The following is a 24027-nucleotide window of genomic DNA, read 5'->3' as shown; positions in this document are numbered from 1 at the left end:
CCCCCCTGCCCTTAACGCCCCTCAAACAAGGTTACAGGCGAATTTGCAGGGGTGTTGACCATGAAAGTTCTGTTGATCGGTTCCGGCGGACGCGAACATGCGCTGGCGTGGAAAATCGCCCAGTCTCCCCTGCTCGATGAACTTTATGCCGCTCCCGGCAATCCCGGCATCGCCGACCATGCGACACTCGTTGCGCTTGACGTGGAAGACCACGCCGCCGTTATCGCCTTCGCCAGGGAAAAGACGATCGACTTCGTCGTCGTCGGACCGGAAGCGCCGCTGGTTGCGGGTCTGGCGGATGATCTGCGTGCGGCTGGTATTGCCACCTTCGGGCCTTCGAAAGCAGCCGCTCAGCTTGAGGGTTCCAAGGGGTTCACGAAGGATCTATGCGCCCGTTACGATATTCCAACCGGGGCTTATCAGCGTTTCAAGACCGCCGAACCGGCCAAGCAATATGTCCGTGAACAGGGCGCACCCATCGTCATCAAGGCCGACGGGCTTGCCGCCGGCAAGGGCGTAACGGTTGCCATGAGCAAGGCGGAAGCTCTTGCCGCCATCGACGACTGTTTCGACGGCGCTTTTGGCGCTGCCGGCGCCGAGGTTGTGGTGGAAGCTTTCCTCGACGGTGAGGAAGCCAGTTTCTTCTGCCTTTCCGATGGCAAAACCGCGCTGGCGTTGGCAACAGCCCAGGACCACAAGCGCGTGGGTGATGGCGACACCGGCCCCAACACCGGCGGCATGGGCGCCTATTCCCCCGCCCCGGTGATGACACCAGCCATGGTGGAGCGCACCATGAAAGAAATCATCGAACCGACTATTTCTGGCATGGCGAAAGACGGCAATCCCTTCTCCGGCGTATTTTTCGCCGGTCTGATGATCACCGCCAAAGGCCCCGAGCTGATCGAATACAATGTGCGTTTCGGCGATCCGGAATGTCAGGTGCTGATGATGCGCCTCAAGAGCGACCTGCTGCCGATCCTCTACGCCACTGCCACCGGCACGCTGGACAAGGTGGAAGCGGAATGGCGCGACGATGCGGCGCTGACCGTTGTTCTAGCTTCCAAGGGTTATCCCGGTGCCTACGACAAGAACACGCCGATCGCCCATATTCCCGATGCCAGCGAAGAGGCAAAGGTGTTCCATGCCGGGACGGCGCTTAAGGACGGCAGACTGGTGGCGACGGGCGGACGCGTGCTGAACGTCACCGCCTTTGGCAAGAACGTGACGGAGGCGCAGGCGCGCGCCTATGCGCTGGCGGACAAGGTGGAATGGGAAAACGGCTTCTGCCGTCGCGATATCGGCTGGCAGGCCGTGGCGCGCGAAAAAGTCTGACCATTTAAGGCATACAGCGGCCCGAGCGGAGATTTCGCTCAATTTTTACCAAGTTTGCTGACCTGATGGAAACGAAAGACCGATAATATCTGCCGAACATTGAAGGGCGCATTCTGTCTCGATCGTGAGGCTGCGCCGTCATTTCGGGGGTTTTTCGATGCGTCGTCTTCTTTTGACAGCGGTTGTCGCGCTGACCGGCGGGTCGGCGATGGCGTCTTCCATCGAATATGTAAACGGCACCCACACCAGCAATGGCAGCTTCGTTCGTCTCGATTGCGCCGGCTGCCAGCCCGTGAAGGATAAAGCTGCCCCCGAGGGCTTTGCCATCCCCTCCATCGAGCCAGGCACGCAGCACACGGAAATGCGTGAAATCGAGGGTAAGCGCACGCTGGTGCGCACCGAGGCCTGGCTTGGCGGCGCGCCCGTCACCTTCGTCAGCACCAATCCCGCGTGGATGCCGCAGGAAACCCCTGCCACCGCAATTGCGACCTATGATGAGGGTGAAGCTGGCACTCCCCCCCAGGAAACGGCAGCCACGCCCGCAGGCATAGACATGACGGCGACCACGGCAGCGACGAAGACAATTTCGGCGGCCAATGCCACGGCACCGTCAAGCGCATCAGTAATAGCGACACCCGATTTCCAGGATTTCAAATTGCGCGGCAATTGACCGACAGTGTCGGCGCCGTCTTTGATGACAAAAGTCAAATAATCGCGTCATCGCTGCATTTTTCAAAGTTCACGGCAACTATACGGTGAATATTAAATTCTTCATCCATTATTCTGCCAAGCAGGCTCATAAAGCTTTTTCTAATTAAATATTTATTCAAATTTTTCGCCGCTAAGTGACCTCATAGTGCGATGCAGCACGACATGAGGGCTTGGAGCGGACTTTTGCTTTTCAGGCTGATCACAGCGCATCAGGCGCCTTCCCATTTTCGAAACTTCGGCAGCGCGCGGCTTTTTCCGGCTCGCGACGCAAAAGCTTGTGAGCGCCCATGAAGAATCTTTCCATTTCCCGTCAGCTGATCGTGCTCGTGGTGGCCCTTATGGCCGCCTTCGCAGCAGCAACGTTTTACCAGCTGAAATCCGCCACCGACGCGATCTATGAAGAACGCTACGGCATGCTGCGGACACAGGTGCAATCCGCCATTTCCATCCTGCAATCCTTCCACGACAAGGAAAAGGCCGGGACGCTTTCACGCGAAGACGCCATGAAGCAGGCCTTCGCCACCGTCAGCGCCATGCGGTTCACCCCGGATGGCTATCTGTTCGGTTACGACTACGACGTGACGATGAAATTCCATCCCGACGCAAAGCGTGTCGGCGAGAACTACAAGGGCAAGCCGGACAGCAAGGGCTTCCAGTATCGTGACGAGCTCGTACGGCTTGGCCGCAACGGCGGCGGCCAGACGGATTTCTACGGTCCGAAGCCCGGCATGGAAGGCAATGACTACGCCAAAAGCTCCTACGCCCTTGCTTTTGAGCCCTGGCAGGTGGTGGTCGTGACCGGCGTTTACATCGATGATCTGAATGCCCAGGTCCGTGGCGAGGTGATGAGGGCGCTGTCCATCGGTGCCGCCATCTTCGTGCTGGCACTTGCCGCCGCCTTCTACGTCATCCGGGGCATCTCGAAGCCGCTCGGCGACATTCACCGGGCGCTGGGTGAAGTCGCCAATGAGAACGTCTCGCTCACCATTCCCCATACCGGGCTGACAAACGAGGTGGGCATGATGGCGAAGGCCACGGCCTCGCTTCAGGACAAGGTGCGGGAGCGCCACGCGATGCAGCGCCGGGAAGAAGAACAGCAGCAGCAGCTCAACGCCGAGCGCCAGAACAACCTCGACATGCAGCGCGACGAGGCCGCATTGCAGGCGCGTGTCGTCACCACCATTGGCGAGGCGCTGGAAAAACTCGCCGGCGGTGATCTGACCGTGCGTTGCGCCGATCTCGGCAACCGTTACGCCGCGCTGCGCGACAATTTCAACGAGGCATTGACCCATCTCGACGCCGCCATGGCCAAGGTTAATTCCAAGAGCATCGATATCGGCGGCTCGAAGGAAGAAATCCGCAAGGCCTCCAACGAGCTTTCGCAGCGCACCGAACGGCAGGCGGCAAATCTCGAGGAAACCTCTGCCGCGCTCGACGAATTGACGGTTGCGGTGCGCCAGACGGCCGAAGGCGCAGCCGACGCTGCCAAGCGCGTCACGACAGTCAGTTCCGAAGCGATGCGCAGCGACCGGGTGGTGGAAGAAGCGATTGCGGCGATGAGCGGCATCGAACAATCTTCCGATCAGATTTCAAACATCATCGGCGTGATCGACGATATTGCTTTCCAGACCAATCTTCTGGCACTGAATGCGGGTGTGGAAGCGGCGCGCGCCGGGGAAGCGGGCAAGGGCTTTGCCGTGGTGGCACAGGAAGTGCGCGAACTGGCGCAGAAATCCGCCGCCGCCGCCAAGGAGATCAAGGACCAGATCGCCCGCTCTTCCAACCAGGTGGAAAACGGCGTGCGTCTCGTCGGCGAAGCCGGTGACGCGCTGAAACGCATCTCGGACCAGATCAAATCCGCCAACGAGATCGTCGGCAAGATCGCCCATTCGGCGGCCGAACAGGACACGACGCTGCGCTCGATCTCCACATCGCTCAACCAGCTCGACGTCGCCACCCAGCACAATGCGGCGATGGCGGAAGAGACCACGGCTTCGGCGGAAGCGCTGGCCGTGGATACCGAAGAGCTGCTGAACCTCATCCGCGGCTTCCGCGTCTCCTCCAGCCACCAGCTTCACGGTATGGCAGAGCAGATGCGCATGGCGGGGTGATAGACGCTGAGGTGATGGATAAACGAAAACGCCGGAAGGAAACTCCGGCGTTTTTTTGTTTCAACGAGTCAGAGTATCGAGCTGGTCGATATCAGCAGGCGAAAAGACCACAATTCCCGCTCTTTCAAGCAGCGCCGCCGTCACGCCATTGCCCGCATGTTTGATGCCGGAGAACGAGCCGTCATAGATCGCAACCGATCCGCAGGACGGGCTGCCGTCGATCAATAGCGCGTGCGTGCAGCCATTGGCTTCCGCAAGGGCCAACGCCTTTTCCGCACCGGCAATAAATTCCGCCGTGACATCGCCGCCGGTTACTTCCAGCACCCGGGCGCGGCCTTCCAGCACATCGAGACCGGAAGCTCCCTTCTCGATCTCTGCCGGCGGGCGCGGCGCGGACATGCCACCCGCCATTTCCGGACAGATCGCCACCAGCCTCCATTCATCCCGCCAGCGGTCTATCGCCGGGTGGACGAGAGGTTTGCCCTTGCCGTCATATCTGACCGGCTGGCCGAGAAGGCAGGCGCTGATGAGGATTTTGGGGGGCGTGTGAGTCATTGCAAAACGAGCCGGGCAAGCGTGGAAGCAGAAATACCCCCCTCTGCCCTGCCGGGCATCTCCCCCACAAGGGGGGAGATCGGCAAGCGGGACACTCCCCGCCAAATCCTTAACTTTGAGGATGATCGAACGGTCGCAACGATTCGATCTCCCCCCTTGTGGGGGAGATGTCCGGCAGGACAGAGGGGGGTGAAACCCAGCATTCTGCAATGCCCGTTTACCCCCATGTTCTCACCCTGTGATCTTCGAGAAATCCGCAACCGTTCCGGTGGCTTCACGAATGGCCTTCAACAGCGCCAGACGGTTTGCGCGGATGGCCGCGTCCTCATCGTTGACGAGAACATCCTCGAAAAACTTGTCGACGGGCGCGCGAAGCGTCGAAAGCGCCTGCATGGCGGAGCGGAAATCTTCCGTCTCGACGGCCTTTGCGGCATCGGCGGAAGCGGTCTTGATCGCCGCGCAAAGCGCCTTTTCGGCGTCGAGCTTCAGTAGTTCTTCTGAAACGCTGTTCGCAACCACAGTGCCCTTCTTTTCCTCTGCGGCCAGAAGCTGGGTGGCGCGCTTTGCACCGGCCAGTAGGTTCCGGCCATCTTCGCCGGTGATGAAGGCGGTCAGCGCCTCGACACGGCGGGCGATCATCAGCAGGTCGTCGGATTCCGGTGTCAGGACTGCATCGATCAGATCGTAGCGGGCGCCAAGATCGCGCAGATAGACCTTCAGGCGGTCGTGGAAGAAGGAGAGGAGGTCAGTATCCTTCGCGACGCTCAAGAGCGGCAGGCGCACGTTCTTTTCAAGCAGAATGCGAACCACGCCCAGCGCCGCACGGCGCAGTGCGAAGGGATCCTTCGAACCGGTCGGCTTTTCATCGATGGCCCAGAAGCCGACGAGCGTGTCGAGCTTGTCGGCGAGAGCAACCGTGATCGCCACCTTGTCGGCTGGCAGGCGATCCGATGGGCCTTGCGGCTTGTAGTGATCCTCGATCGCCGCGGCGACACTTTCGTTTTCGCCCTGCAAGGTTGCGTATTTTCGGCCCATCAGGCCCTGAAGCTCGGGGAATTCGCCGACGGCTTCGGTGCGCAGGTCGGCTTTCGCCAGCACCACGGCGCGGTCCACCAGAGCAGCATCGGCACCGACGACGGGGGCCAGAGCCTTGGCCAGTTCGCGAATGCGGGCCACACGCTGCCCTTGAGTGCCGAGCTTGGCATGGAAGGTAACGTTCAGCGCATCGAGCTTCGCCATGCGCTGGTCGAGCGGCTTCTTCAGATCGAGGCCGAATTTCGCAGCCGAATCCTTGAGCGTCTCCAGATCGGGCAGATCGCCCTGGTCACGGTTCCAGAAATGGCGGGCATCCGACAGGCGGGCGCGGACGACCTTGCCGTTGCCATGGATGATTTCCTTGCCGCCGTCGCTTGCTTCGATGTTCGAGATCAGGATGAAGCGATTGGAAAGTCCCTCTTCCGCACCCTGATTACGGGTGACGAAACACTTCTGGTTGGTCTTGATGGTAAGACGGATGATTTCCGCCGGGATCTGCAGATAATCCTCCTCGAAAGTTCCCATCAGCACCTGCGGCCATTCAACGAGGCCGGAGACTTCTTCCAGAAGGCCTTCGTCTTCCACCAGCTCAAGACCGTTGGCAAATGCCAGATCCTTGGCATCGTGCAGGATGATATCCTTGCGGCGGTCGGCATCGAGAATGACCTTCGCCTTTTCAAGGCTCGAGACATAATCCTCGAAACGGCGCACGGTGATCGGACCCGGCGCATGGAAACGGTGGCCATAGGTGACGTTGCCAGCGACGATGCCGTCGATGACAAAGGGAATGACCTGGGTTTCGTCATGTTCGGGGCCGAACAGGCAGACGATGGATTGCAGCGGGCGCACCCAGCGCAGGCTCTCCGAGCCCTTGCCTTCGATGCCGGCATAGCTAGAGCCCTTCGGCATGGAGGCCGGGCCGGAGCGCATGGATTTCGGCCAGGGGAAGGAGCGGATGATGCCGGGCATCACCTCGGCGATGATCTCTTCCGCCGGGCGGCCGGGCTTGTTGATGATGGCGATGTAGAAATCGCCTTTCTTCGGATCGGAAACGACCTGAGCCTCGGAGACATCATTAAGGCCAGCGCCACGCAGAAAGCCCTCAATCGCCTTTTCATTGGCATCGGTGCGCGGACCCTTTTTTTCTTCCCTGACATCGGCGGAGCGGGCATTGAGGCCGCGAATATCCAGCGTCAGGCGGCGCGGCGTCCAATATTCGCGCGCACCCTCATAGGTCAGCCCTCTCTCCACCAAGGCGTCAGTGACGAGTTTCTTCAGATCGCCCGCCGCCTTGCGCTGCATGCGTGCGGGGATTTCCTCGGAGCGAAGTTCAAGCAGAAGATCGGGCATGGGATAAGGACTTTAATCTGTTGCAAAAGAGTGTCGCGGACTTAGCAAGACCAGCGGCAAAAGTCATCAGCTATCGGTTAAATTACCGTCGGTGGACGTTACCAGCCGCCGCCACCACCGCCGCCGCCGCCCGAACCGGAAGAACCACCACCGCCGCCACCTGAAAAGCTGGAGGAAGATGAGCTGACAGGCTGGGGAATGGTGGAAGCGATTGTATTCGCCATGGAAGTGGAGAACCCGCCAATCCGGTCTCCGAAGCTGCCGTAATTGCTGCCCAAATACCAGCCGGGCGCATAACTTGCCGCCGCTGCACCGGCAGCAGCCGTGGCAAGCCAGGTCTCGAAGGTGCGGCTCCAGGGTTTTTCCACGCCGAGCGCGACCGCATAGGGCAGCAATGTCTCGAAATGCTGCGGCGACATGGCGGGGGCATCCGCCATGTTCATCCGATCCTTTTCCGCCAGCGTCAGATAGGTTCTGAGGCCCTCGATGCCATCCATCAGCTTGCGGCCGAGCGGCGTCGGCGCGCCCATCAGGAACAGGAACAGCGCATTGGTAAGCACGATGCCGCCGATGGCGGCCAGCGCCAGCGACTTGGTGTCATGTGTCACATCCAGCAGGATCTGCGTGGCAATGCCGCCAATGGCCGAAAACGCCACAAAACCGGCAAAGGCCAGCATGACGATGCCGCCGATGCGCTTGCGCAGCGGTGCACCGCGCGAGAACTGCCGGCCGATGCCGATCGACAGGATGCTGAAAAAGAAGGCGAAAAACCCGAAGACCAGCACGGCGGCGATGGCGCTTTCATCGAGATCACCGAACACCAGTGTCGCGACGATGATGGCGACGCTGAAGAAGATGCCGAAAACGATGTAACCGGCATTGCTGCGGTAATATTTGCCGCGGTGCTCTTTCTCTATCGCCGCGCGGAACTGCGTTCCGACCTTTTCGACTTCCGCACCGTGGGCCTTGTCGATGGTGAGCGTCTCGCCCGGACCACCGATGGAGGACAACAGCGTCTTCTGCCCGCTCGGCAACTCCGCCCCAGCCTGCTTTTGCGTGCGGCGGATGACGATGGAGTTCTTCAGATCCTCCAGAACGACATAACCCTTGACCGCCAGATCAAGTGCCGAGGCGGACAGCGCTGTCCAGCCTGCGCCGGAAAAACCCCTGTTATCAACGTAATTGACCAGAGCCGGCGAAAGCCCCTCCGGCGCATCCCAGCGCGGCACGACTATGCCCCTGGCCGGATCACGGCCGACCGCGAACCATGCTCGCAGATAATAGAGCAGCACTGCGAAAAGCCCGCCGCCCGAAAGCAGGATGGCAAGATTGTCACGTAGCCACCAACCTGCCTCCTGCGAGGAGTCGGGGGCGGCAATGGCGCCCTTCGGTAACTTCACGGCAACTGTCATGCCCTCGCCCACTGAAAACGGGCGGGTAGAGGCGAAAAACACCTCGTTGCCTTCGCTTAAAATGCGCGCATCCTTGCCTTTGGCACCGAGTGGACCGGTGAAAACGGCAGTATCGGTGGCCTTCACGCCCTGTGGCAAAGTGATGGTGGCGGAAATCTCACCCATCGGAAACTGCCAACCATTGCCAGTGACGTTCCAGGTGAGTTCGTCATAATCGCTGAAATAACGGATCTGCCGGGCGGTGGTGTAGGTGATCTGGAAGATATGCTCGCCGGTCGGCAGAAAACGGTCGGCGCTGCCGGTATAGATGCGGATGCCGCCATCGATATTCTCGGTGCGCCAGTTCTCCGGCGCGCCATCCCGCTCCACGGAAACGACGTTAAAATCCACCTTGGTGCGGCGGTTATTCGCATCCAGCGCATAAAGCGGGAAATCGCGGAAGATGCCGCGCTTGATGTTCTGGCCTTCGGCACGGGCGGTGATGGTTTCCGTCACCGTCAGTTCGCCACTCTTCGCAACCTCGACGACGGAATGATAGGAGCGGATGAATTCTTCCGCAAAGGCCGGGCAGGCCGCGCCCAAGAAGACAAGCAGCGCGAGAAGTCTTGCGGCGATGGTCTTCACGGGGCGGTCTCCTCCAGCCGGTTTCAGTGCTGCGGCTCGGCAGCGCTTTCCTTTTCGGTATAGTCGACGCCGAGCGAGGCGAGCGCATTCCAGTAGCCCGGATAGGTCTTGCCCACGCAGGCCGGGTTCTGGATGGCGATGCCGCCGATCTTCAGCGCCGCGAGCGCAAAGCTCATGGCGATGCGGTGATCGGCAAAAGTATCTATGGAGGCATCGACCGTCTGACCAGCGAGCGCCGGATCGGCATGCACGATCAGGTCGTCGCCTTCCTCATGCGCCAGACCGTTACGGATTTCGTTGAGCCCGAGCGAGACGGCGCGGATGCGGTCACATTCCTTGACGCGCAGATTGGCGATGCCGACGAAACGTACCGGTGTTTCGTTGAAGGCGGCGAGAACGGCAATGGTCGGAATGGCGTCCTGCATCTGCGAACCGTCGATTTCAGCGGGCAGGTGCGGAAACTGCGCCATGACCTCATAGGCCTTGGCATCCGGCTGGGTGAACCTGTCGGCGGGCGTACCGATATCGATAGCACCGCCGGTCAGAAGTTCCGCGCCCCAGAGATAGGTAGCGGCGGAGGCATCGGGTTCGATGTGGAAATCGGTTGCCGTGTAACCTGTCGGATGCACGCGCCAGATGGCGTTGCTGACCCGCTCCACCTTCGCGCCGAAGGCTTCCATGGCTGATGTGGTGAGATCGATATAGCCCTTCGCGCCGATTTCCTCGCCCTTGAGGATGATATCAACGGGCTTGTCGCCACAGGCAGCGGCCATCAAAAGTGCCGACACATATTGGCTGGAGAGGTTGGCATCGATGGTGACGCTGCCCTTCGGGAAACCCATGCCCTTGCCCCGCACGGTAACTGGCGGGCAGCCGGTCGGCGCATCCGCTTCGACGCCGAGGGCGCGCAGCGCTTCCACCAGCGGCATGATCGGGCGTTTGCGCATGTGCTCGTCGCCATCGATGATGACGGCGCCATCCACCAGTGCTGCAGCCGCAGTCAGGAACCGCGTGGCTGTGCCGGCATTGCCGAGAAAAAGCGGCTTTTCCGGCTGTTGAAGCACGCCTGTAGCCTCCACCACGAAGGTCGTGGCGTCGGGTTCTGTCACCTTAACGCCCATGGCGCGCAGGGCTTCGGCCATATAGAGCGTATCATCGCTCTTCAACGCGCCGGTTAGGCGGCTTTTGCCCTTGGCGAGGCCAGCCAGCAGAAGCGCGCGGTTGGTGATGGATTTGGAGCCTGGCGGCTCTACCGTGCCGGAAAGCGGGTGGCCGGGCGGGGTGATGGTCAGTTCGATCATGATCGTCGTCTTGTCAAAGAATGCGGCAGAGAGCCGGGATACAGGAATGTCGGCGGGAGGATTTGGACCCGGGGAACGGTGGCCTTAGAATTTCACGGTCGGCACGGCGCGGTCTGCCGGGTTGTCGATCTCGAAATAAGGCGACTTGGCAAAACCGAACTGGCCGGCGATCAGATTGGATGGGAAGCTTTCCACCCTGACGTTCAGATCGCGCGCGGCGCCATTGTAATAACGGCGCGACATCTGCAGTTCGCCCTCGATGGTTTCCAGCGAGCGCTGCAATTCCAGAAAGTTCGTGTTGGCTTTCAGATCGGGATAGGCTTCAGCGAGTGCAAAGAGCTTGCCGAGCGCCTGCGACAGCATGCCTTCCGCTTGGGCGCGGCCTTCCACATCGCCAGCCGGTACGGCCTGGGCCCGGTTGCGCATGGCAATCACCTCCTCGAAGGTGCTTTTTTCATGCGCCGCGTAACCCTTCACGGTCTCGATGAGATTGGGAATGAGATCGGCGCGGCGTTTCAACTGCACGTCGATGCCAGACCACGCCTCTTCCTTCATCTGCCGCGCCTTGACGAGCCCGTTATAGATGAAGACGACATAGAGCGCGATTGCCGCGATGATTGCCAGCGTGATGAACATGAATTGCGATTCCCAGCTTCGTTGCGCGCACGATAGCCGCTCATTAGCGCAAAGTCATGAGGCTTCGGTCGTTCTCTGCGTTTTTGCCAGAAGAGACGCACCGCGGGACGCAAACACCCGTTATTTATAAAAGACGGTACAATACAGTCTCAGGCCGGATGTCTTGCGTACAAAAAGAGTATGGGAGGCGAGCTTGTAGCCGCGCTCGGCCCAATAGTTCTTGTTTTCTTCCAGGTGGTTCCAGCCGTCTATAACCCAGTCGCGCATTTCCGTGTTGCGCGTGTAATGCATGCGAACGAGCGCGCTACCCACATCGAGAGTTCGCTGGCCACTATCCTTGCAATCCATGCGGGTGACGATCATGCCGAAAGAACGCAGCTTGTCGGCACGGGGAAAGGCTTCCTTGCCGCTTATCCACTCTGTCGTTTCCGCAGCCGCACCATTTCCGAGAGCGCATCCGAGTGCAAATACGAACAAAAAACAGAAGTTTCTAATGCTAGTCATAGTTAAATCCGTGGCTGTATTCAGCGCACCAATCCACATAAAATAAAAGGCCGTCAAGAACGGCCTTTCAAATTCATCGAAACTCTCGGGAACGGCTGACCGTTAAAAAATCAGGCGGCCCTGTTCCAGTTCAACCCGCCCGCATCCGTGAGCAGGAAGGCTTCGCCGCAGGCTTTCGCCAGCGTGCGCACGCGCAGGATATAGCTCTGGCGTTCCGTCACCGAGATCACGCCGCGCGCATCCAGCAGGTTGAAGACATGGCTTGCCTTGATGCACTGGTCATAGGCCGGGAACACGCATTTATGCAGGCGCTGATTGTCATCATCACCCGGCGCGCCCGCGGCGAGAAGCGCCAGGCATTCCTTTTCCGCGTCGATGAAATGGCGATGCAGCATGCCGGTATCGGCAAATTCGAAATTATGGCGGGAATATTCCTGCTCGGCCTGCAAGAAGACGTCGCCATAGGAAATCTTCTCTTCACCCTCCCGGCCGTTGAAGTTGAGGTCGTAGACATTGTCGACGCCCTGAACATACATGGCCAGACGCTCCAGACCATAGGTCAGTTCACCGGCGACCGGCGAGCATTCGATGCCGCAGACCTGCTGGAAGTAGGTGAATTGCGATACTTCCATACCGTCGCACCAGCACTCCCAGCCGAGACCCCAGGCGCCGAGCGTCGGGCTTTCCCAGTCGTCTTCGACGAAGCGCACATCATGCAGCAGCGGATCGAGACCGATGGCCTTCAGCGAACCGAGATACAGTTCCTGAAGGTTGGAAGGGTTGGGCTTCAGAATGACCTGATACTGGTAATAATGCTGCAAACGGTTGGGGTTTTCACCGTAGCGACCATCGGAAGGCCGGCGTGATGGTTGCACATAGGCAGCCTTCCACGGCTTCGGCCCCAGCGCGCGCAGCGTCGTTGCCGGATGAAACGTACCCGCGCCCACTTCCATATCATAGGGCTGCAACACCGCGCAGCCCTTGTCGGCCCAGTAATTGTGCAGCGTCAGGATCAGCGCCTGAAAGGAACGCTTGGGGTTCATGTGGTCTGGAATATCGGTCATTGCAGTCATCGCGGCGTTGTGAGGATAAGTAAGCACTGACTTACTTCGGATGCGGACTGGTGCCACGGCATGGCGAAGGGGTCAAGGATTTATGCGTGGAGACACCGGCTTACGTCTCATCCTCACGCTTCACGCGGTATTCGCCGGTTTCGGGGTCCTTGATCAGCGTGCCGATGGCGCCGGTTTCGCGTTCCTTTTCGCGCTGCTTCGATTTTGCCGAAAGCTTTTCAGCATCGCGAACGAAGCGGCGGTAGAGGATGACGGATCCCACTACCAGAAGAATAATTGTAATAAGCTGCGCCATAAGGCCCTATTCCTGCGACATCATAGACCGAAACGCGACCACAATGCCTTTTCTTCGGCGACTTCCGCAAGTCCCGAAACGGCGCCTGCCGCAAGCCTTTCGGCATTGAGGCCGAGTGCCGAATTCACGCCCGGCACTTTTTTGCCGAACAGCGAGCGCCCGCCGGTGACGAGGTGAAGCTTGACCTTCGTCCCGTAACGGCGGCGCAGAACTTCCTTCATGTCGCCCAAGCCGTCGATCAGGCCGAGATCCAGGCCACGCATGCCGGTCCAGAACAGGCCGGAGAAGACCGTCTCGTCGCCCTTCAGTTTTGCGCCGCGGCGCATCTTGACCATATCGATGAAAACATTGTGGATTTCGACCTGAAGCGACTTCAGATATTCGATGTCGCCCTCTTTTTCCGGCTGGAAGGGATCGAGGATGACCTTGTTCTCGCCAGCCGTATAGACGCGGCGCTCCACCCCGATCTTCTTCAGCATTTCAGGGAAACCGAAACCGCCGGAAACGACGCCGATCGAACCGACGATGGAGGTGGGGTCGGCGATGATCTCGTCGCCGGCAAGCGCGATCATGTAGCCACCGGAGGCCGCCACATCCTCAACGAAGATCAGGACCTTCTTGTCCTTTTCCTCGGCAAGCTGGCGGATGCGATTATAGATCATTCGCGCCTGCACCGGCGAGCCACCGGGAGAATTCACGGAAATGGCGACAGCTGGCGCGTCCTTGACGGCAAAGGCCTTTTCCAGCAGCGGTGCATAGGAGGCAAGATTGAGAGCGGGGCGGAACTGGTTGCCGCCAGCCATGATGGCGCCATGCATGCGCACAACAGGGATGACGAGTTCTTTTTTGCGAAAGCGTTTCGGCACCAGATACTTCAGAAAACCCACAATTCACTCCTCGCAGCATTTGCCTGTTCGTCACGGATGTATGTATTGCCCTGCAAAACACAATGGTTTGCGGCCGGAGGAACGGCGAATTTATAGGCCAGGCCCGATTGCCTTTACATTACGGCGATAGGCGGTGCGGCCATTATTCAGGTCATCTACGATGGGCGTGAAGGCATGGCTGCCGGTCTCGTGCATGACGAGCGGCGCCCGGAACGACAGCCGCGCCCGTGATCCCTTGATAGCGGTTACGAGCATGCGCACCGCGTCCTCACCGGGGCGTGGATGGATGAGTGTGATCTCGATACCGCCGAAACGGCCGCCACAGGCGGCAATGATCTCCGCCACCGATTGCGGCCGCGAAATCAGGGAAAGCTGCCCGCCCGGAACCGTGATCGCACCTGCGGTCCTGATCCAGTCCTCGAACAGGCCCTCCGTCATGGCGTGGGCCTCAGCCTTCAGCGCATCGGGGGTGCGGCGGTCGCCTGCATCATTATAGGGCGGGTTCATGATGACGTGGTGAAAATGCCCGTCCGGCAGACCGGCCTCGACGCGCGCCTTGCCACGCAGGGTCACGTCGGCCTCACGCACGCTGACACGGGCGGAAAAAGCGGCATTTTCCGGCAATGCCAGGCTGCGGCGGGCAAATTCCACCATTTCCGGCGAACGTTCGAACAGGGTCACTTCGGCCTTTTCAAGCCGCGTGGCAACCGCGAAACCTGCCGCACCCGCGCCCGCGCCGAGATCGGCTATACGGCAGGCGCGCTCGTCCGCCACCAGCGAGGCAAGAAGCATGGCGTCCATGCCGGCGCGGTGCCCCCTTCCCTTGGGCTGGAGAATGTGAAAACGGCCCCGGTGAAACGCATCCAAAGTTTCCGAAATCTCGCCGCCCACGTTCGTTTACGCCTCTTCGTTGCGCAATTCGTCGCCCAGACCGGCATCCACAAGAATGCGGCGGGCCTCACCGGCGCGGTCTTCCTCCACCAGGAACCGGCGGGGCAAAAGACCGAGCGAACCTTCCAGAATGCTCATTGCCTGATCGGCGACAAGGCAATGGATGCCAGCGTCCTTCATCAGGCTTTCGGCGAAGGATAACAGCACGGCATCGTTGGTACGGATCAGTTCACGCATGGATAAGCCCCAAATTCCCATTTTTTTGAATGGCTAGCGGCAATTCGCCCCTTGCCGCGACAGGCGCCAGTTTTTATTGTCGAACTCAAATTCGAACAGGAGTCCTGTCCCTTGGGCGTCGTCATACCGCTTGAAGAAAGCAAAAACAAACTCGCATCCGTCAAGCCGCTTGTCGACCTGACCCGTGCCGACATGGAACGGGTGAACCAGCTTATCCTTTCCAGAGCCGGTTCCGATGTCCAGATGATACCTGAGGTGGCCAACCATCTGATCTCCTCCGGTGGCAAACGTCTGCGGCCGATGCTGACGCTGGCTTCGGCCTCGATGTTCGGTTACGAGGGCGACCACCATATCAAGCTCGCCACCAGCGTGGAATTCATGCACACGGCGACGCTGCTGCATGATGATGTGGTGGATGAAAGCGATCTGCGCCGTGGCAAATCCACCGCCCGCACCATCTGGGGCAACCAGGCAAGCGTTCTCGTCGGCGACTTCCTGCTCGGCCAGGCTTTCCGCATGATGGTGGATGTCGGCTCGCTCGATGCCCTCGACGTGCTGTCCACCGCCGCTTCGGTCATCGCCGAGGGCGAAGTGCTGCAGCTTTCGGTCGCCAAGAACATGGAAACGACCGAGGACGATTATCTGCAGGTGATTCGTGCCAAGACGGCCGCCCTTTTTGCAGCGGCTGCGGAAGTTGGCCCCATCGTCGCCAAAACCGACAAGGCAAGCCGCAGCGCGCTGAAATCCTACGGCATGAATCTCGGCCTCGCCTTCCAGCTCGTTGACGACGTGCTGGATTACGGTGGCAAATCCGCCGATCTCGGCAAGAATACGGGTGACGATTTCCGTGAGGGCAAGATCACCCTGCCGGTCATTCTGTCCTATCGCCGCGGCACGCAGGATGAGCGCGCCTTCTGGCGCAACGCCATCGAAAACGGCGAAAGCAGCGATGAGAACCTCGAAAAGGCGCTCGGCCTTATCACCAAATACAACGGTCTTGGCGATACAATCGGCCGCGCCACGCATTACGGTACCATTGCCCGCGATGCGCTTGCACCGCTGCCGGAAAGCCCGTGGAAAAACGCGCTTCTGGAAGTCATCGACTTCTGCATCGAGCGTCTCAACTGACGCTGGAGGCCTCAGGCAAACGGCGGATGGACAAGACCGTCCGCCCGCTGTTTCGGGCCGGGTGTCCCGCAAGGGGAGATTGTGGCGCGGGCCATAATTTCTTGCGGGGTTGCTTCAAAAAAGCCATTCTATCGTGACCAAACAATGGAAACTGATTTTTCCGTGCTTCTGCACAAAGGCAAAGGTTCCCTCATGCGGCGTAAACCAGCACTTCGTCTTCTCTGCAGCGCGGCTCTTGCCGCCGCTCTCGCACTTGGCGCGGGTGCAAGCCCCGGCTTTGCGGAGACGAAAACGGAAGCCAAGGCCGTTACTTTCGATCCTGCCAAGGTGAATACCTTCTCCGGCGCATTCCTTGCCGCGCGCAATGCCGATGTCGATCAGGATTACCCCACCGCGATTTCGCTCTACAAGAAGGCGCTGGAATTCGATCCGGCCAATTCGGAAATCCGCCAGCGCCTGATGATCGCCGAACTGTTGAGCGGCAATTTCGAGGCTGGCGCCAAGATTGCCGATTCGATGAAGGACGATACCTCCGTCGAACGCGTGACGACCATCGTGCGCGGCCTCGACGCCATCAAGGACAAGGAATTCGTCAAGGCCGAGAAAATCCTGAAATATACCGGCCCGAACGATCTCGACCGCATGGTCAACACGCTTCTGACGGCATGGGCGCGCGCCGGTTCCGGCAAGCCCAAGGAAGCACTGGCCCTCGTCAACAACATGAAGGGTCCGGGCTGGATTTCGATTTTCCAGAAATACAATGCCGCGGCGATCGCCCTTGTCTCCGGCAACACCGATGCTGCCCGCAAGAGCCTCAATGAAGCCGTGACGGATCGTGAAGGCGGGGCAACCGCTTCCGACACCTATATGCGCGCGGTGATGGCGCTTGCACGGCTGGAGGCTTCAGCCGGCAACAAGCAGAAGGCGCTGGACGCGATTGCGGTCGGCGACACCTTTGCGCCGAACTATGCGCCGCTCAAGGCGCTTCGCCAATCCATCGAGATGGGCGAGAAGCCGCCGCAGCAGATCACCAATGCCGTTGAAGGCGCGGCTTCCGTGATGTTTTCCATCGCGGGCGCGCTGAACCGCGAAGGTGCCGAAGAGATCGTCACGCTTTACCTTCAGACGTCGCGGGCGCTCGATCCGCAAAGCGCCGATACGCTGATCCTTCTCGGCGGACTTGCCGAGGCGATGAAACAGCCCGACCGTGCCATCGCCTTCTACCGCGACGTGCCGAAGGATTCGCCGATGCACCGCATCTCCGAGCTGCAGCTCGGGCTGACGCTGGCGCAGACTGGCAAGGTGGAGGAAGCGCGCAACCACCTGCAATCCCTGCTGCAATCCGATCCGAAGGATATCCGTTCTTACCTCGCCTATGGCAGCGTGCTTTCCGACGCCAAGGACTACAAGGCCATGGCCGAAAACTACGACAAGGCTGTCGAGGTGATCGGTGCCGTACCGCAGAAGTCGGACTGGACCGTGTTCTTCCAGCGCGCCATCGCCCATGAGCGCCTGAAGGAATGGGACAAGGCCGAGCCGGACTTCAAGCGTGCGCTCGAACTCAACCCGGAACAGCCGCAGGTGCTGAACTATCTCGGCTATTCCTGGGTGGACAAGGGTATCAACCTCGATGAAGCGATGAAGATGATCAGCCGCGCGGTCGAGCTTCGGCCGAATGACGGCTATATCGTCGATTCGCTTGGCTGGGCGCATTTCCGGCTGGGCGCATTTGATCAGGCCGTGACCGAACTGGAGCGGGCAATCGAGCTCAAGGCCGGCGATCAGACCATCAACGATCATCTGGGCGATGCCTACTGGCGTGTCGGCCGCAAGATCGAGGCCGTGTATCAGTGGAACCGCGCGCTGATTGGCGACAATGACGATCTGGACAAGGCCAAGGTGAAGGAAAAGATTGCCAACGGCCTGCCGCCGCTGGAAAAGGACGCCGAAAACACCGCCAAGAAGGAGGCCGCGCCGCAGCCGCCGGCTCCGCCAGCACCGGCCCCTGTTGCCCCTGCCCCGGACAAGAAATCCTGACGCGACATGCGCGCGGATGACATTACCGGGGCTGTCGAAACAACCGAGGCGGCCCCGGCCAAGATCAATCTGGCATTGCATGTAACCGGTCAGCGGGCAGATGGCTATCATCTGCTCGAGACGCTGGTGACCTTCACCGAAGCAGGCGACGCGATCCATGTTCGCGATGCCGATGCCGACGCTTTCTCCATCTCCGGCCCGTTTGGCGATCTGCTGCGCGCAGGCGATGGCGGCAACAATCTCGTCGTCCGTGCCAGAGACCTTTTGCGTGATGCGCTTGTGGCGGCAGGTCAATCGGCACGCCCGGTTGCCATCCATCTCGAAAAGAACCTGCCGGTCGCCTCCGGCATTGGCGGCGGCTCAGCGGATGCGGCGGCGACACTGCGGGCGCTGTTGCGGCACTGGAATGCCGGGATTGTTCCTGAAAATCTCGCACCCATCGCGCTTGCGCTTGGCGCTGACGTGCCGATGTGCCTTGAAAGCCGCCCACTCATCGCGCGAGGTATCGGCGAGGATATCGAGCCGGTCTCCGATCTGCCGGAATTCTTTCTAGTGCTGGCCAACCCTCTGAAAGCGGTCTCGACGCCGGAGATTTTTCGGCGATTGCTCGACAAGGCCAACCCGCCCCTGCCGGAGCGGAAAGAAGGCGGCTGGATGGATTTTCTGGCGCAAAGCCGCAACGATCTGGAAGTCCCCGCCAAGGCGCTCCTGCCGGATATCGGCGCAATCGCCGGCATGCTGTCGCAGGAAGGTGCTTCCCTTGTGCGCATGTCCGGTTCGGGTGCCACCTGTTTTGGACTATTTCATTCCTTCGAGGCCGCCCGAAAAGCGGAAACATCGCTTCGAAACAAGCGCCCCGGCTGGTATTTTCAGGCGACGCGGACCATCTGAAGACAACACAATTCGAGGATAAGGCCATGGCAGGCGAAAGACCCTTCATTCCCCTCTGCATCGCGGTTCTGACCGTTTCGGACAGCCGCACGCTTGAGAATGACAAGTCCGGCGACACGCTAGTCGCACGCATAGAGGAAGCCGGACACAAGGTCGCCGCCCGCACCATCGTAGCCGACGACAAGGCCGCTATTTTCAACGCTGTGCGCGACTGGACACTCAACGGGAGCGTGGATGTGGTCATCACCACCGGCGGCACCGGCTTTACAGGCCGCGACGTGACACCCGAGGCGCTGGAACCTCTGTTCGAAAAGCGCATGGACGGCTTTTCCGCCATCTTCCATCGCATTTCCTACGAAAAGATCGGCACCGCCACCATCCAGTCACGGGCGACCGGCGGCGTGGCAAACGCCACCTTCATCTTCGTGCTGCCCGGCTCTCCCGGCGCCTGCAAGGATGCCTGGGACGGTATTCTCAAAGCCCAGCTCGATTACCGCCACCTGCCCTGCAATTTCGTTGAGATCATGCCCCGGCTTGATGAGCATCTGAAACGCGGGGCTGGCGGCGTCTAGAGCGGGATTTCAGGGGTTGTCCGTCACAGCGGACCAAAACCCCATCACGCCAGATATTTTTTGAAGAACTCCGTCGTCCGGCCCCAGGCGAGATCGGCCGCGGCCTTGTCGTATCGCGCCGAGGACGTATCGTTGTTAAAGGCGTGGTTGACGCCGTCATAAACGAAGATTTCGAAGGTCTTGCCGTTTTCCTCCAGCGCCTTTTTATAGGCGTCGATACCGGCATTGATGCGCTCATCCAGACCGGCATACTGTAACAGCAGGGGCGCCTTGATATCAGGCACATCGGCCGCCGGCGGTTGCTGGCCGTAATAGGCGACACCGGCATTCAGGCCTGCCGATTTGGTGGCGAACCGGTTGACCAGCCCGCCGCCCCAGCAGAAACCGACCGCACCAACCTTGCCGTTCGCACCCTGCCTTGCGGCAAGCCACACCCGACCGGCTTCGCCATTGGCGACTGTTGCCTCCATATCGAGGCCACTGAACATCTCCCGTGCCTTTTCTTCATCCGAAGGCGTGCCGCCCTGCGGCGACAGGAAATCAACCGCAAGCGCCCTGAACCCCGCAAGCGCCACGCGTCTTGCCACATCGCGGATATGGTCGTTCAGGCCCCGGTTTTCATGGATGACGATGACCGAGCCAATGGGGCCGGAAACCGATTTCGGCGTGACGAGATAGCCCTTCATCTCGCCACCGGGGGCGGGATACGTCACCTCTTCCGCAACGATACCCGCATCATCAGGCGCGACGATTGCCGCACGGGCGCTGTTGGCCGAAAGAAGCGGCGCGATTGCGGCCGCAGCTGCGCCGGACCCGGCAAGCAGGCTGAGCTTTTCCATGAATTTGCGGCGATCGAGGCTGAGATGGGTATATTCATCGTAAGCGTCGATCATGGCCTGCGTAATCTTCGGCTTGTCGTCCATCGCTCTCTTCTCCCTGAACGCGCAGATGCACAGGGAGGATAGCGCAGATCGCCGCCCGGTGAACAAGCGGCGGCACACTTTTGCGTGAGCGCCACCGCTGGTCATCTGTCTCAGGCGGCAAGGTCCACGACGATACGGCCGTCGATCTTGCCCTCTTCCATGCGACGGAAGATGTCGTTGATGTTTTCGAGTTTGTCCCAGGAGAAGTGAGCGGCTACCTTGCCTTCACCAGCGAAGGAAAGCGCCTCCTCCAGATCCTGCCGCGTGCCGACGATAGAGCCACGCACCGTGATACGCTTCAGCACCGTTTCGAAAACGGGAATAGAGATGAAGCCCGGCGGCAGGCCGACAAGTGCCATCGTGCCCTTGGAGCGCAGGAAACCGTAGGCCTGCTCCATGGCTTTGGGCGAAACCGCCGTCACGAGCGCGCCGTGGACGCCGCCGGTCGCCTTCTGCACCTGTTCCACCGCATCCGGCGCCCGGCCGTTGACTGTGAAATCCGCGCCCAGCTTTTTCGCAAGCTCCAGCTTGTCGTCATAAATATCGGCGGCAACGACATGCATGCCCATGGCCTTGGCATATTGCACGGCCATATGACCAAGCCCGCCAATGCCCGATATGACCACCCATTCGCCGGGCCTCACTTCGGTTTCCTTGAGACCCTTGTAGACGGTGACACCGGCGCAGAGCACGGGTGCAGCGGGGCCGAATTCCAGATTGTCGGGAAGTCGGCCAACGAATTTAGGATCGGCAAGTCCGTATTCCGCAAAGCTGCCATTGACGGAATAACCCGAGTTCTTCTGGCTTGGGCAAAGAGTTTCCCAGCCGGTGCGGCACGGAATGCAGCATCCGCAGGCGGTGTAAAGCCACGGCGTGCCGGCGCGGTCGCCTTCCTTGATGCCAGTCACGCCAGCACCGATCTTGGCGACGTAGCCGACGCCTTCATGGCCGGGGATGAATGGTGGATTGGGTTTGACCGGCCAATCGCCCGTCGCGGCGTGCAGGTCCGTGTGGCAAATTCCGGTCGCCTTGTAATTGATGAGAATTTCACCGGGGCCGGGATCCGGTATCGCCACTTCCTCGATGGTCAGCGGTTTGCCAAATGCGCGGACAACCGCGGCCTTCATTGTTTTAGCCATGACATACTCCCTAATCTCTGCTCGCCTGAAATTCTCGACGGCGAGGCAGAGACTACCGGGGATGGGGCGTCACGGAATTGACCCATCGCAAATCGCAGCATTTTAGAGGCGCGATTGTCTCACTTATGAAGCAACCTTACGGTGCCATCTCACTCCAGCGCCAACCAGATGGCGAGCCAGCCCCAGAGGCAGACGAGAAGCGCGAAACCAATCGCGAACAACGGCGCACGATAACGCAGACGGTTGCTGGTGACGTGAACGAAGGAGTGCGCATAACGGGAAATCACGAACAGCCAGGCGAGAACGACGGTAACGATATTGTCCGCGTCGGTAATATAAAGCAGCAGGCAGATGGGGTGGAAGAGAACCGGAAGCTCGAACTGGTTGGCAATGTTGCGGTTGACCAGATAGCTTTCGCGCCCTTCCTGTCCCGTATCGCGATATCTGAGCGCAGTGTCGCGGTCCGTCAGAGTGTATTTTTTGCGGCGGTAAAGCAGTAGGGCGTAAAGAGCGAACACGAGAAATGCATGGGCTATCATCGGCCAGAACATTGCGGTCGTTGGTGACATGCTTTCCTCCAATCACAATAACGCTCCCCGATCCGGCATGAATCGGGGAGCGCCAAATACTGAGACTATGTTTTCGCGGATTCGGTTCGAAAGATCAAACCGCGCCGGGGTAGTTCGGGCTTTCGCGGGTGATCGTCACGTCATGGGCGTGGCTTTCGCGCAGACCGGCGCTGGAAATGCGCACGAAGGTGGCGCGCTCCTGGAATTCCTTGATCGTGCCGCCGCCGACATAACCCATGGCAGCCTTCAGGCCACCAGCCAGCTGGTGCAGGACGCCGGAGACCGGACCCTTATAGGGAACCTGACCTTCGATACCTTCCGGAACGAGCTTCAGCGTGTCGCGCACTTCCGCCTGGAAATAACGGTCGGCGGAACCGCGCGCCATGGCGCCAACGGAACCCATGCCGCGATAGGCCTTGAAGGAACGGCCCTGATAGAGGAACACTTCGCCCGGGCTTTCATCCGTGCCGGCCAAAAGCGAGCCGATCATGACGGCGGAGGCGCCGGCGGCAATAGCCTTCGCCAGATCGCCCGAGAACTTGATGCCGCCATCGGCGATGACAGGAATATCTGCAGCATTGGCCACTTCGACCGAGGCCATGATCGCAGCAAGCTGCGGAACGCCAACGCCGGCGACGATACGGGTGGTGCAGATGGAACCAGGGCCGATACCGACCTTGACGCCATCGGCGCCGGCATCGATCAGCGCCTTGGTGCCGTCAGCAGTTGCAACATTGCCGGCGATGATGCGAACGGAGTTCGACATCTTCTTGACCACCGAAACGGCATCGAGCACGCGCTGCGAATGGCCATGCGCGGTATCGACGACCAGAAGGTCAACACCGGCATCGATGAGGCGTTCTGCGCGCTCGATGGCATCGGCACCGACGCTGATGGCGGCAGCGGCGCGAAGACGGCCCTGCGCATCCTTGGTGGCGTTGGGGTTGAGCTGCGACTTCTCCATATCCTTGACGGTGATGAGGCCGACGCAATTGCCCTTTCCATCCACCACCAGCAGTTTTTCAATGCGGTGCTTGTGCAACAGGCGGCGCGCTTCCTGCTGATCGACGCTGCTTTCCTTGACCGTAACAAGGTTTTCGCGGGTCATCAGTTCATAGATCTTCTGCTGCGGATCGGATGCGAAACGCACGTCGCGGTTTGTCAGAATGCCGACGAGACGGCCGTTCTTATGGCCGCCGGCACCGCCGTTTTCAACCACCGGAATGCCGGAAATGCCGTGCGCCTTCATCAAAGCCTGTGCTTCTGCGAGCGTGGCATCCGGGCCGATGGTGACCGGGTTGACGACCATGCCGCTCTCGAACTTCTTTACCTGCCGGACTTCTTCGGCCTGTTCGATGGGGGTAAGGTTGCGGTGGATGACGCCGATGCCGCCGGCCTGCGCCATGGCGATAGCAAGACGGCCTTCCGTGACCGTGTCCATGGCGGAAGAGAGGATCGGCAGGTTGAGATCGATATCGCGGGCAATGCGGGTGGCGATATTCGTCTGTCCCGGCATAACCTCGGAATGTCCGGGTTGCAGCAACACATCGTCAAATGTGAGAGCGTCCAAACCAGTGGGTGTTTGAATGATGCGTGCCATGACCAAATTCCTTCATAATGAAAATGCGTGGCCGTCCCGGAACGAAAAGTTCACCCCGGCGCCCTGCAAGGATTGCTTGGAAGTTGGCGAGGGCTGGTAACACGTTCATGACAGGAAGGAAACAGAAAAAACCCGGAATGACCTTCCGGGCTTCTTCTGTTGCTGCATTGCAGCAGACGTTAAAGCGCGTCGTGTGGATCCCTGCTCCGCACGA

Annotated in this window: 22 protein-coding genes; 7 read left to right on the top strand and 15 right to left on the bottom strand. The window is 60.0% G+C overall.

Translation table 11 applies throughout. The features are described from left to right. Nucleotides 1–60: 60 nt before the first annotated feature. The 3 genes from purD (at nucleotide 61) to CRP02_RS14205 (ending at nucleotide 4154) form a co-directional block, all read left to right on the top strand. Complete coding sequence (gene purD, locus CRP02_RS14215) at nucleotides 61–1332, top strand: phosphoribosylamine--glycine ligase (protein ID WP_097171533.1); 1272 nt, start codon at nucleotides 61–63, stop codon at nucleotides 1330–1332. A gap of 157 nt (nucleotides 1333–1489) precedes the next feature. Continuing rightward, the gene (locus CRP02_RS14210; protein WP_097172778.1) at nucleotides 1490–2002 is read left to right on the top strand and encodes a plant virulence effector HPE1-like domain-containing protein; all 513 of its coding nucleotides are present in this window, start codon (nucleotides 1490–1492) and stop codon (nucleotides 2000–2002) included. 328 nt (nucleotides 2003–2330) lie between these two features. Next, complete coding sequence (locus CRP02_RS14205) at nucleotides 2331–4154, top strand: methyl-accepting chemotaxis protein (RefSeq protein ID WP_097101590.1); 1824 nt, start codon at nucleotides 2331–2333, stop codon at nucleotides 4152–4154. Nucleotides 4155–4214: 60 nt separating this feature from the next. Here CRP02_RS14205 and CRP02_RS14200 read toward each other — a convergent pair whose 3' ends face one another. The 11 genes from CRP02_RS14200 to CRP02_RS14145 form a co-directional block, all read right to left on the bottom strand. Continuing rightward, complete coding sequence (locus CRP02_RS14200; protein WP_097171532.1) at nucleotides 4215–4709, bottom strand: DUF523 domain-containing protein; 495 nt, start codon at nucleotides 4707–4709, stop codon at nucleotides 4215–4217. A gap of 231 nt (nucleotides 4710–4940) precedes the next feature. After that, nucleotides 4941–7094 (bottom strand): glycine--tRNA ligase subunit beta, encoded by a 2154-nt coding sequence (gene glyS, locus CRP02_RS14190; RefSeq protein ID WP_097171531.1) that lies wholly within the window; start codon nucleotides 7092–7094, stop codon nucleotides 4941–4943. A gap of 98 nt (nucleotides 7095–7192) precedes the next feature. Further along, the gene (locus CRP02_RS14185; protein ID WP_097171530.1) at nucleotides 7193–9130 is read right to left on the bottom strand and encodes a DUF2207 domain-containing protein; all 1938 of its coding nucleotides are present in this window, start codon (nucleotides 9128–9130) and stop codon (nucleotides 7193–7195) included. 23 nt (nucleotides 9131–9153) lie between these two features. After that, nucleotides 9154–10431 carry a 3-phosphoshikimate 1-carboxyvinyltransferase gene (locus CRP02_RS14180; RefSeq protein ID WP_097171529.1) on the bottom strand — a complete coding sequence of 426 codons (1278 nt, stop codon included), beginning with the start codon at nucleotides 10429–10431 and terminating at the stop codon, nucleotides 9154–9156. Nucleotides 10432–10515: 84 nt separating this feature from the next. Further along, nucleotides 10516–11067 carry a LemA family protein gene (locus CRP02_RS14175; RefSeq protein WP_097171528.1) on the bottom strand — a complete coding sequence of 184 codons (552 nt, stop codon included), beginning with the start codon at nucleotides 11065–11067 and terminating at the stop codon, nucleotides 10516–10518. 120 nt (nucleotides 11068–11187) lie between these two features. Beyond that, nucleotides 11188–11571: a hypothetical protein gene (locus tag CRP02_RS14170; protein WP_323455368.1), complete on the bottom strand. Its 384-nt coding sequence runs from the start codon at nucleotides 11569–11571 to the stop codon at nucleotides 11188–11190. Nucleotides 11572–11681: 110 nt separating this feature from the next. Then, nucleotides 11682–12644: a glycine--tRNA ligase subunit alpha gene (locus CRP02_RS14165; RefSeq protein WP_013635520.1), complete on the bottom strand. Its 963-nt coding sequence runs from the start codon at nucleotides 12642–12644 to the stop codon at nucleotides 11682–11684. Nucleotides 12645–12744: 100 nt separating this feature from the next. Then, nucleotides 12745–12939 carry an NfeD family protein gene (locus tag CRP02_RS14160; RefSeq protein ID WP_003503256.1) on the bottom strand — a complete coding sequence of 65 codons (195 nt, stop codon included), beginning with the start codon at nucleotides 12937–12939 and terminating at the stop codon, nucleotides 12745–12747. A gap of 20 nt (nucleotides 12940–12959) precedes the next feature. Next, nucleotides 12960–13829 carry a S49 family peptidase gene (locus CRP02_RS14155; protein ID WP_179784150.1) on the bottom strand — a complete coding sequence of 290 codons (870 nt, stop codon included), beginning with the start codon at nucleotides 13827–13829 and terminating at the stop codon, nucleotides 12960–12962. Nucleotides 13830–13916: 87 nt separating this feature from the next. Continuing rightward, nucleotides 13917–14717, bottom strand: a complete 801-nt coding sequence (locus CRP02_RS14150; protein ID WP_097171526.1) for a tRNA1(Val) (adenine(37)-N6)-methyltransferase — start codon at nucleotides 14715–14717, stop codon at nucleotides 13917–13919. Between the two features lie 6 nt (nucleotides 14718–14723). Next, on the bottom strand, nucleotides 14724–14954 hold the full coding sequence (locus tag CRP02_RS14145) for a DUF2007 domain-containing protein (RefSeq protein WP_003515173.1): 231 nt from the start codon (nucleotides 14952–14954) through the stop codon (nucleotides 14724–14726). 111 nt (nucleotides 14955–15065) lie between these two features. Between CRP02_RS14145 and CRP02_RS14140 the strand changes: the two genes are divergently transcribed. The 4 genes from CRP02_RS14140 to moaB all read left to right on the top strand — a co-directional run bounded on the left by CRP02_RS14140 (nucleotide 15066) and on the right by moaB (nucleotide 19582). Continuing rightward, complete coding sequence (locus CRP02_RS14140; protein ID WP_003515172.1) at nucleotides 15066–16082, top strand: polyprenyl synthetase family protein; 1017 nt, start codon at nucleotides 15066–15068, stop codon at nucleotides 16080–16082. Nucleotides 16083–16274: 192 nt separating this feature from the next. Beyond that, on the top strand, nucleotides 16275–18119 hold the full coding sequence (locus tag CRP02_RS14135; RefSeq protein ID WP_097103171.1) for a tetratricopeptide repeat protein: 1845 nt from the start codon (nucleotides 16275–16277) through the stop codon (nucleotides 18117–18119). 6 nt (nucleotides 18120–18125) lie between these two features. Continuing rightward, on the top strand, nucleotides 18126–19010 hold the full coding sequence (locus tag CRP02_RS14130; protein ID WP_097171525.1) for a 4-(cytidine 5'-diphospho)-2-C-methyl-D-erythritol kinase: 885 nt from the start codon (nucleotides 18126–18128) through the stop codon (nucleotides 19008–19010). A gap of 26 nt (nucleotides 19011–19036) precedes the next feature. Beyond that, entirely contained in the window at nucleotides 19037–19582 is a 546-nt protein-coding gene (gene moaB, locus CRP02_RS14125) for a molybdenum cofactor biosynthesis protein B (RefSeq protein ID WP_179784024.1), read from the top strand. Between the two features lie 44 nt (nucleotides 19583–19626). Here the strand turns inward: moaB and CRP02_RS14120 are convergent, their stop codons facing one another. The 4 genes from CRP02_RS14120 to guaB all read right to left on the bottom strand — a co-directional run bounded on the left by CRP02_RS14120 (nucleotide 19627) and on the right by guaB (nucleotide 23813). Then, nucleotides 19627–20505, bottom strand: coding sequence for a dienelactone hydrolase family protein (locus CRP02_RS14120; protein ID WP_097171523.1), 879 nt, complete (start codon nucleotides 20503–20505; stop codon nucleotides 19627–19629). Between the two features lie 110 nt (nucleotides 20506–20615). Further along, on the bottom strand, nucleotides 20616–21644 hold the full coding sequence (gene adhP / locus CRP02_RS14115; RefSeq protein ID WP_003515167.1) for an alcohol dehydrogenase AdhP: 1029 nt from the start codon (nucleotides 21642–21644) through the stop codon (nucleotides 20616–20618). A 149-nt stretch (nucleotides 21645–21793) separates the two neighbouring features. Then, the gene (locus CRP02_RS14110) at nucleotides 21794–22195 is read right to left on the bottom strand and encodes an MAPEG family protein (RefSeq protein WP_174002315.1); all 402 of its coding nucleotides are present in this window, start codon (nucleotides 22193–22195) and stop codon (nucleotides 21794–21796) included. A 112-nt stretch (nucleotides 22196–22307) separates the two neighbouring features. Next, entirely contained in the window at nucleotides 22308–23813 is a 1506-nt protein-coding gene (guaB, locus tag CRP02_RS14105; protein ID WP_003515165.1) for an IMP dehydrogenase, read from the bottom strand. Nucleotides 23814–24027: the final 214 nt, after the last annotated feature.

The organism is Rhizobium sp. AN5, from assembly GCF_900215255.1.
Taxonomy (GTDB): Bacteria; Pseudomonadota; Alphaproteobacteria; order Rhizobiales; family Rhizobiaceae; genus Agrobacterium; species Agrobacterium tumefaciens.
Note: the sequence above shows the minus strand (reverse complement) of the source record. Positions and strands in the feature narration are given on the sequence as shown.

Excerpts from the sequence above, each read along its gene's own strand:
- purD (WP_097171533.1), top strand. The coding sequence starts at position 61 with ATGAAAGTTCTGTTGATCGGTTCCGGCGGACGCGAACATGCGCTGGCG.
- CRP02_RS14210 (WP_097172778.1), top strand. The coding sequence starts at position 1,490 with ATGCGTCGTCTTCTTTTGACAGCGGTTGTCGCGCTGACCGGCGGGTCG.
- CRP02_RS14205 (WP_097101590.1), top strand. The coding sequence starts at position 2,331 with ATGAAGAATCTTTCCATTTCCCGTCAGCTGATCGTGCTCGTGGTGGCC.
- CRP02_RS14200 (WP_097171532.1), bottom strand. The coding sequence starts at position 4,709 with ATGACTCACACGCCCCCCAAAATCCTCATCAGCGCCTGCCTTCTCGGC.
- glyS (WP_097171531.1), bottom strand. The coding sequence starts at position 7,094 with ATGCCCGATCTTCTGCTTGAACTTCGCTCCGAGGAAATCCCCGCACGC.
- CRP02_RS14180 (WP_097171529.1), bottom strand. The coding sequence starts at position 10,431 with ATGATCGAACTGACCATCACCCCGCCCGGCCACCCGCTTTCCGGCACG.
- CRP02_RS14175 (WP_097171528.1), bottom strand. The coding sequence starts at position 11,067 with ATGTTCATCACGCTGGCAATCATCGCGGCAATCGCGCTCTATGTCGTC.
- CRP02_RS14170 (WP_323455368.1), bottom strand. The coding sequence starts at position 11,571 with ATGACTAGCATTAGAAACTTCTGTTTTTTGTTCGTATTTGCACTCGGA.
- CRP02_RS14165 (WP_013635520.1), bottom strand. The coding sequence starts at position 12,644 with ATGACTGCAATGACCGATATTCCAGACCACATGAACCCCAAGCGTTCC.
- CRP02_RS14160 (WP_003503256.1), bottom strand. The coding sequence starts at position 12,939 with ATGGCGCAGCTTATTACAATTATTCTTCTGGTAGTGGGATCCGTCATC.
- CRP02_RS14145 (WP_003515173.1), bottom strand. The coding sequence starts at position 14,954 with ATGCGTGAACTGATCCGTACCAACGATGCCGTGCTGTTATCCTTCGCC.
- CRP02_RS14135 (WP_097103171.1), top strand. The coding sequence starts at position 16,275 with ATGCGGCGTAAACCAGCACTTCGTCTTCTCTGCAGCGCGGCTCTTGCC.
- CRP02_RS14130 (WP_097171525.1), top strand. The coding sequence starts at position 18,126 with ATGCGCGCGGATGACATTACCGGGGCTGTCGAAACAACCGAGGCGGCC.
- moaB (WP_179784024.1), top strand. The coding sequence starts at position 19,037 with ATGGCAGGCGAAAGACCCTTCATTCCCCTCTGCATCGCGGTTCTGACC.
- CRP02_RS14120 (WP_097171523.1), bottom strand. The coding sequence starts at position 20,505 with ATGGACGACAAGCCGAAGATTACGCAGGCCATGATCGACGCTTACGAT.
- adhP (WP_003515167.1), bottom strand. The coding sequence starts at position 21,644 with ATGGCTAAAACAATGAAGGCCGCGGTTGTCCGCGCATTTGGCAAACCG.
- CRP02_RS14110 (WP_174002315.1), bottom strand. The coding sequence starts at position 22,195 with ATGTTCTGGCCGATGATAGCCCATGCATTTCTCGTGTTCGCTCTTTAC.
- guaB (WP_003515165.1), bottom strand. The coding sequence starts at position 23,813 with ATGGCACGCATCATTCAAACACCCACTGGTTTGGACGCTCTCACATTT.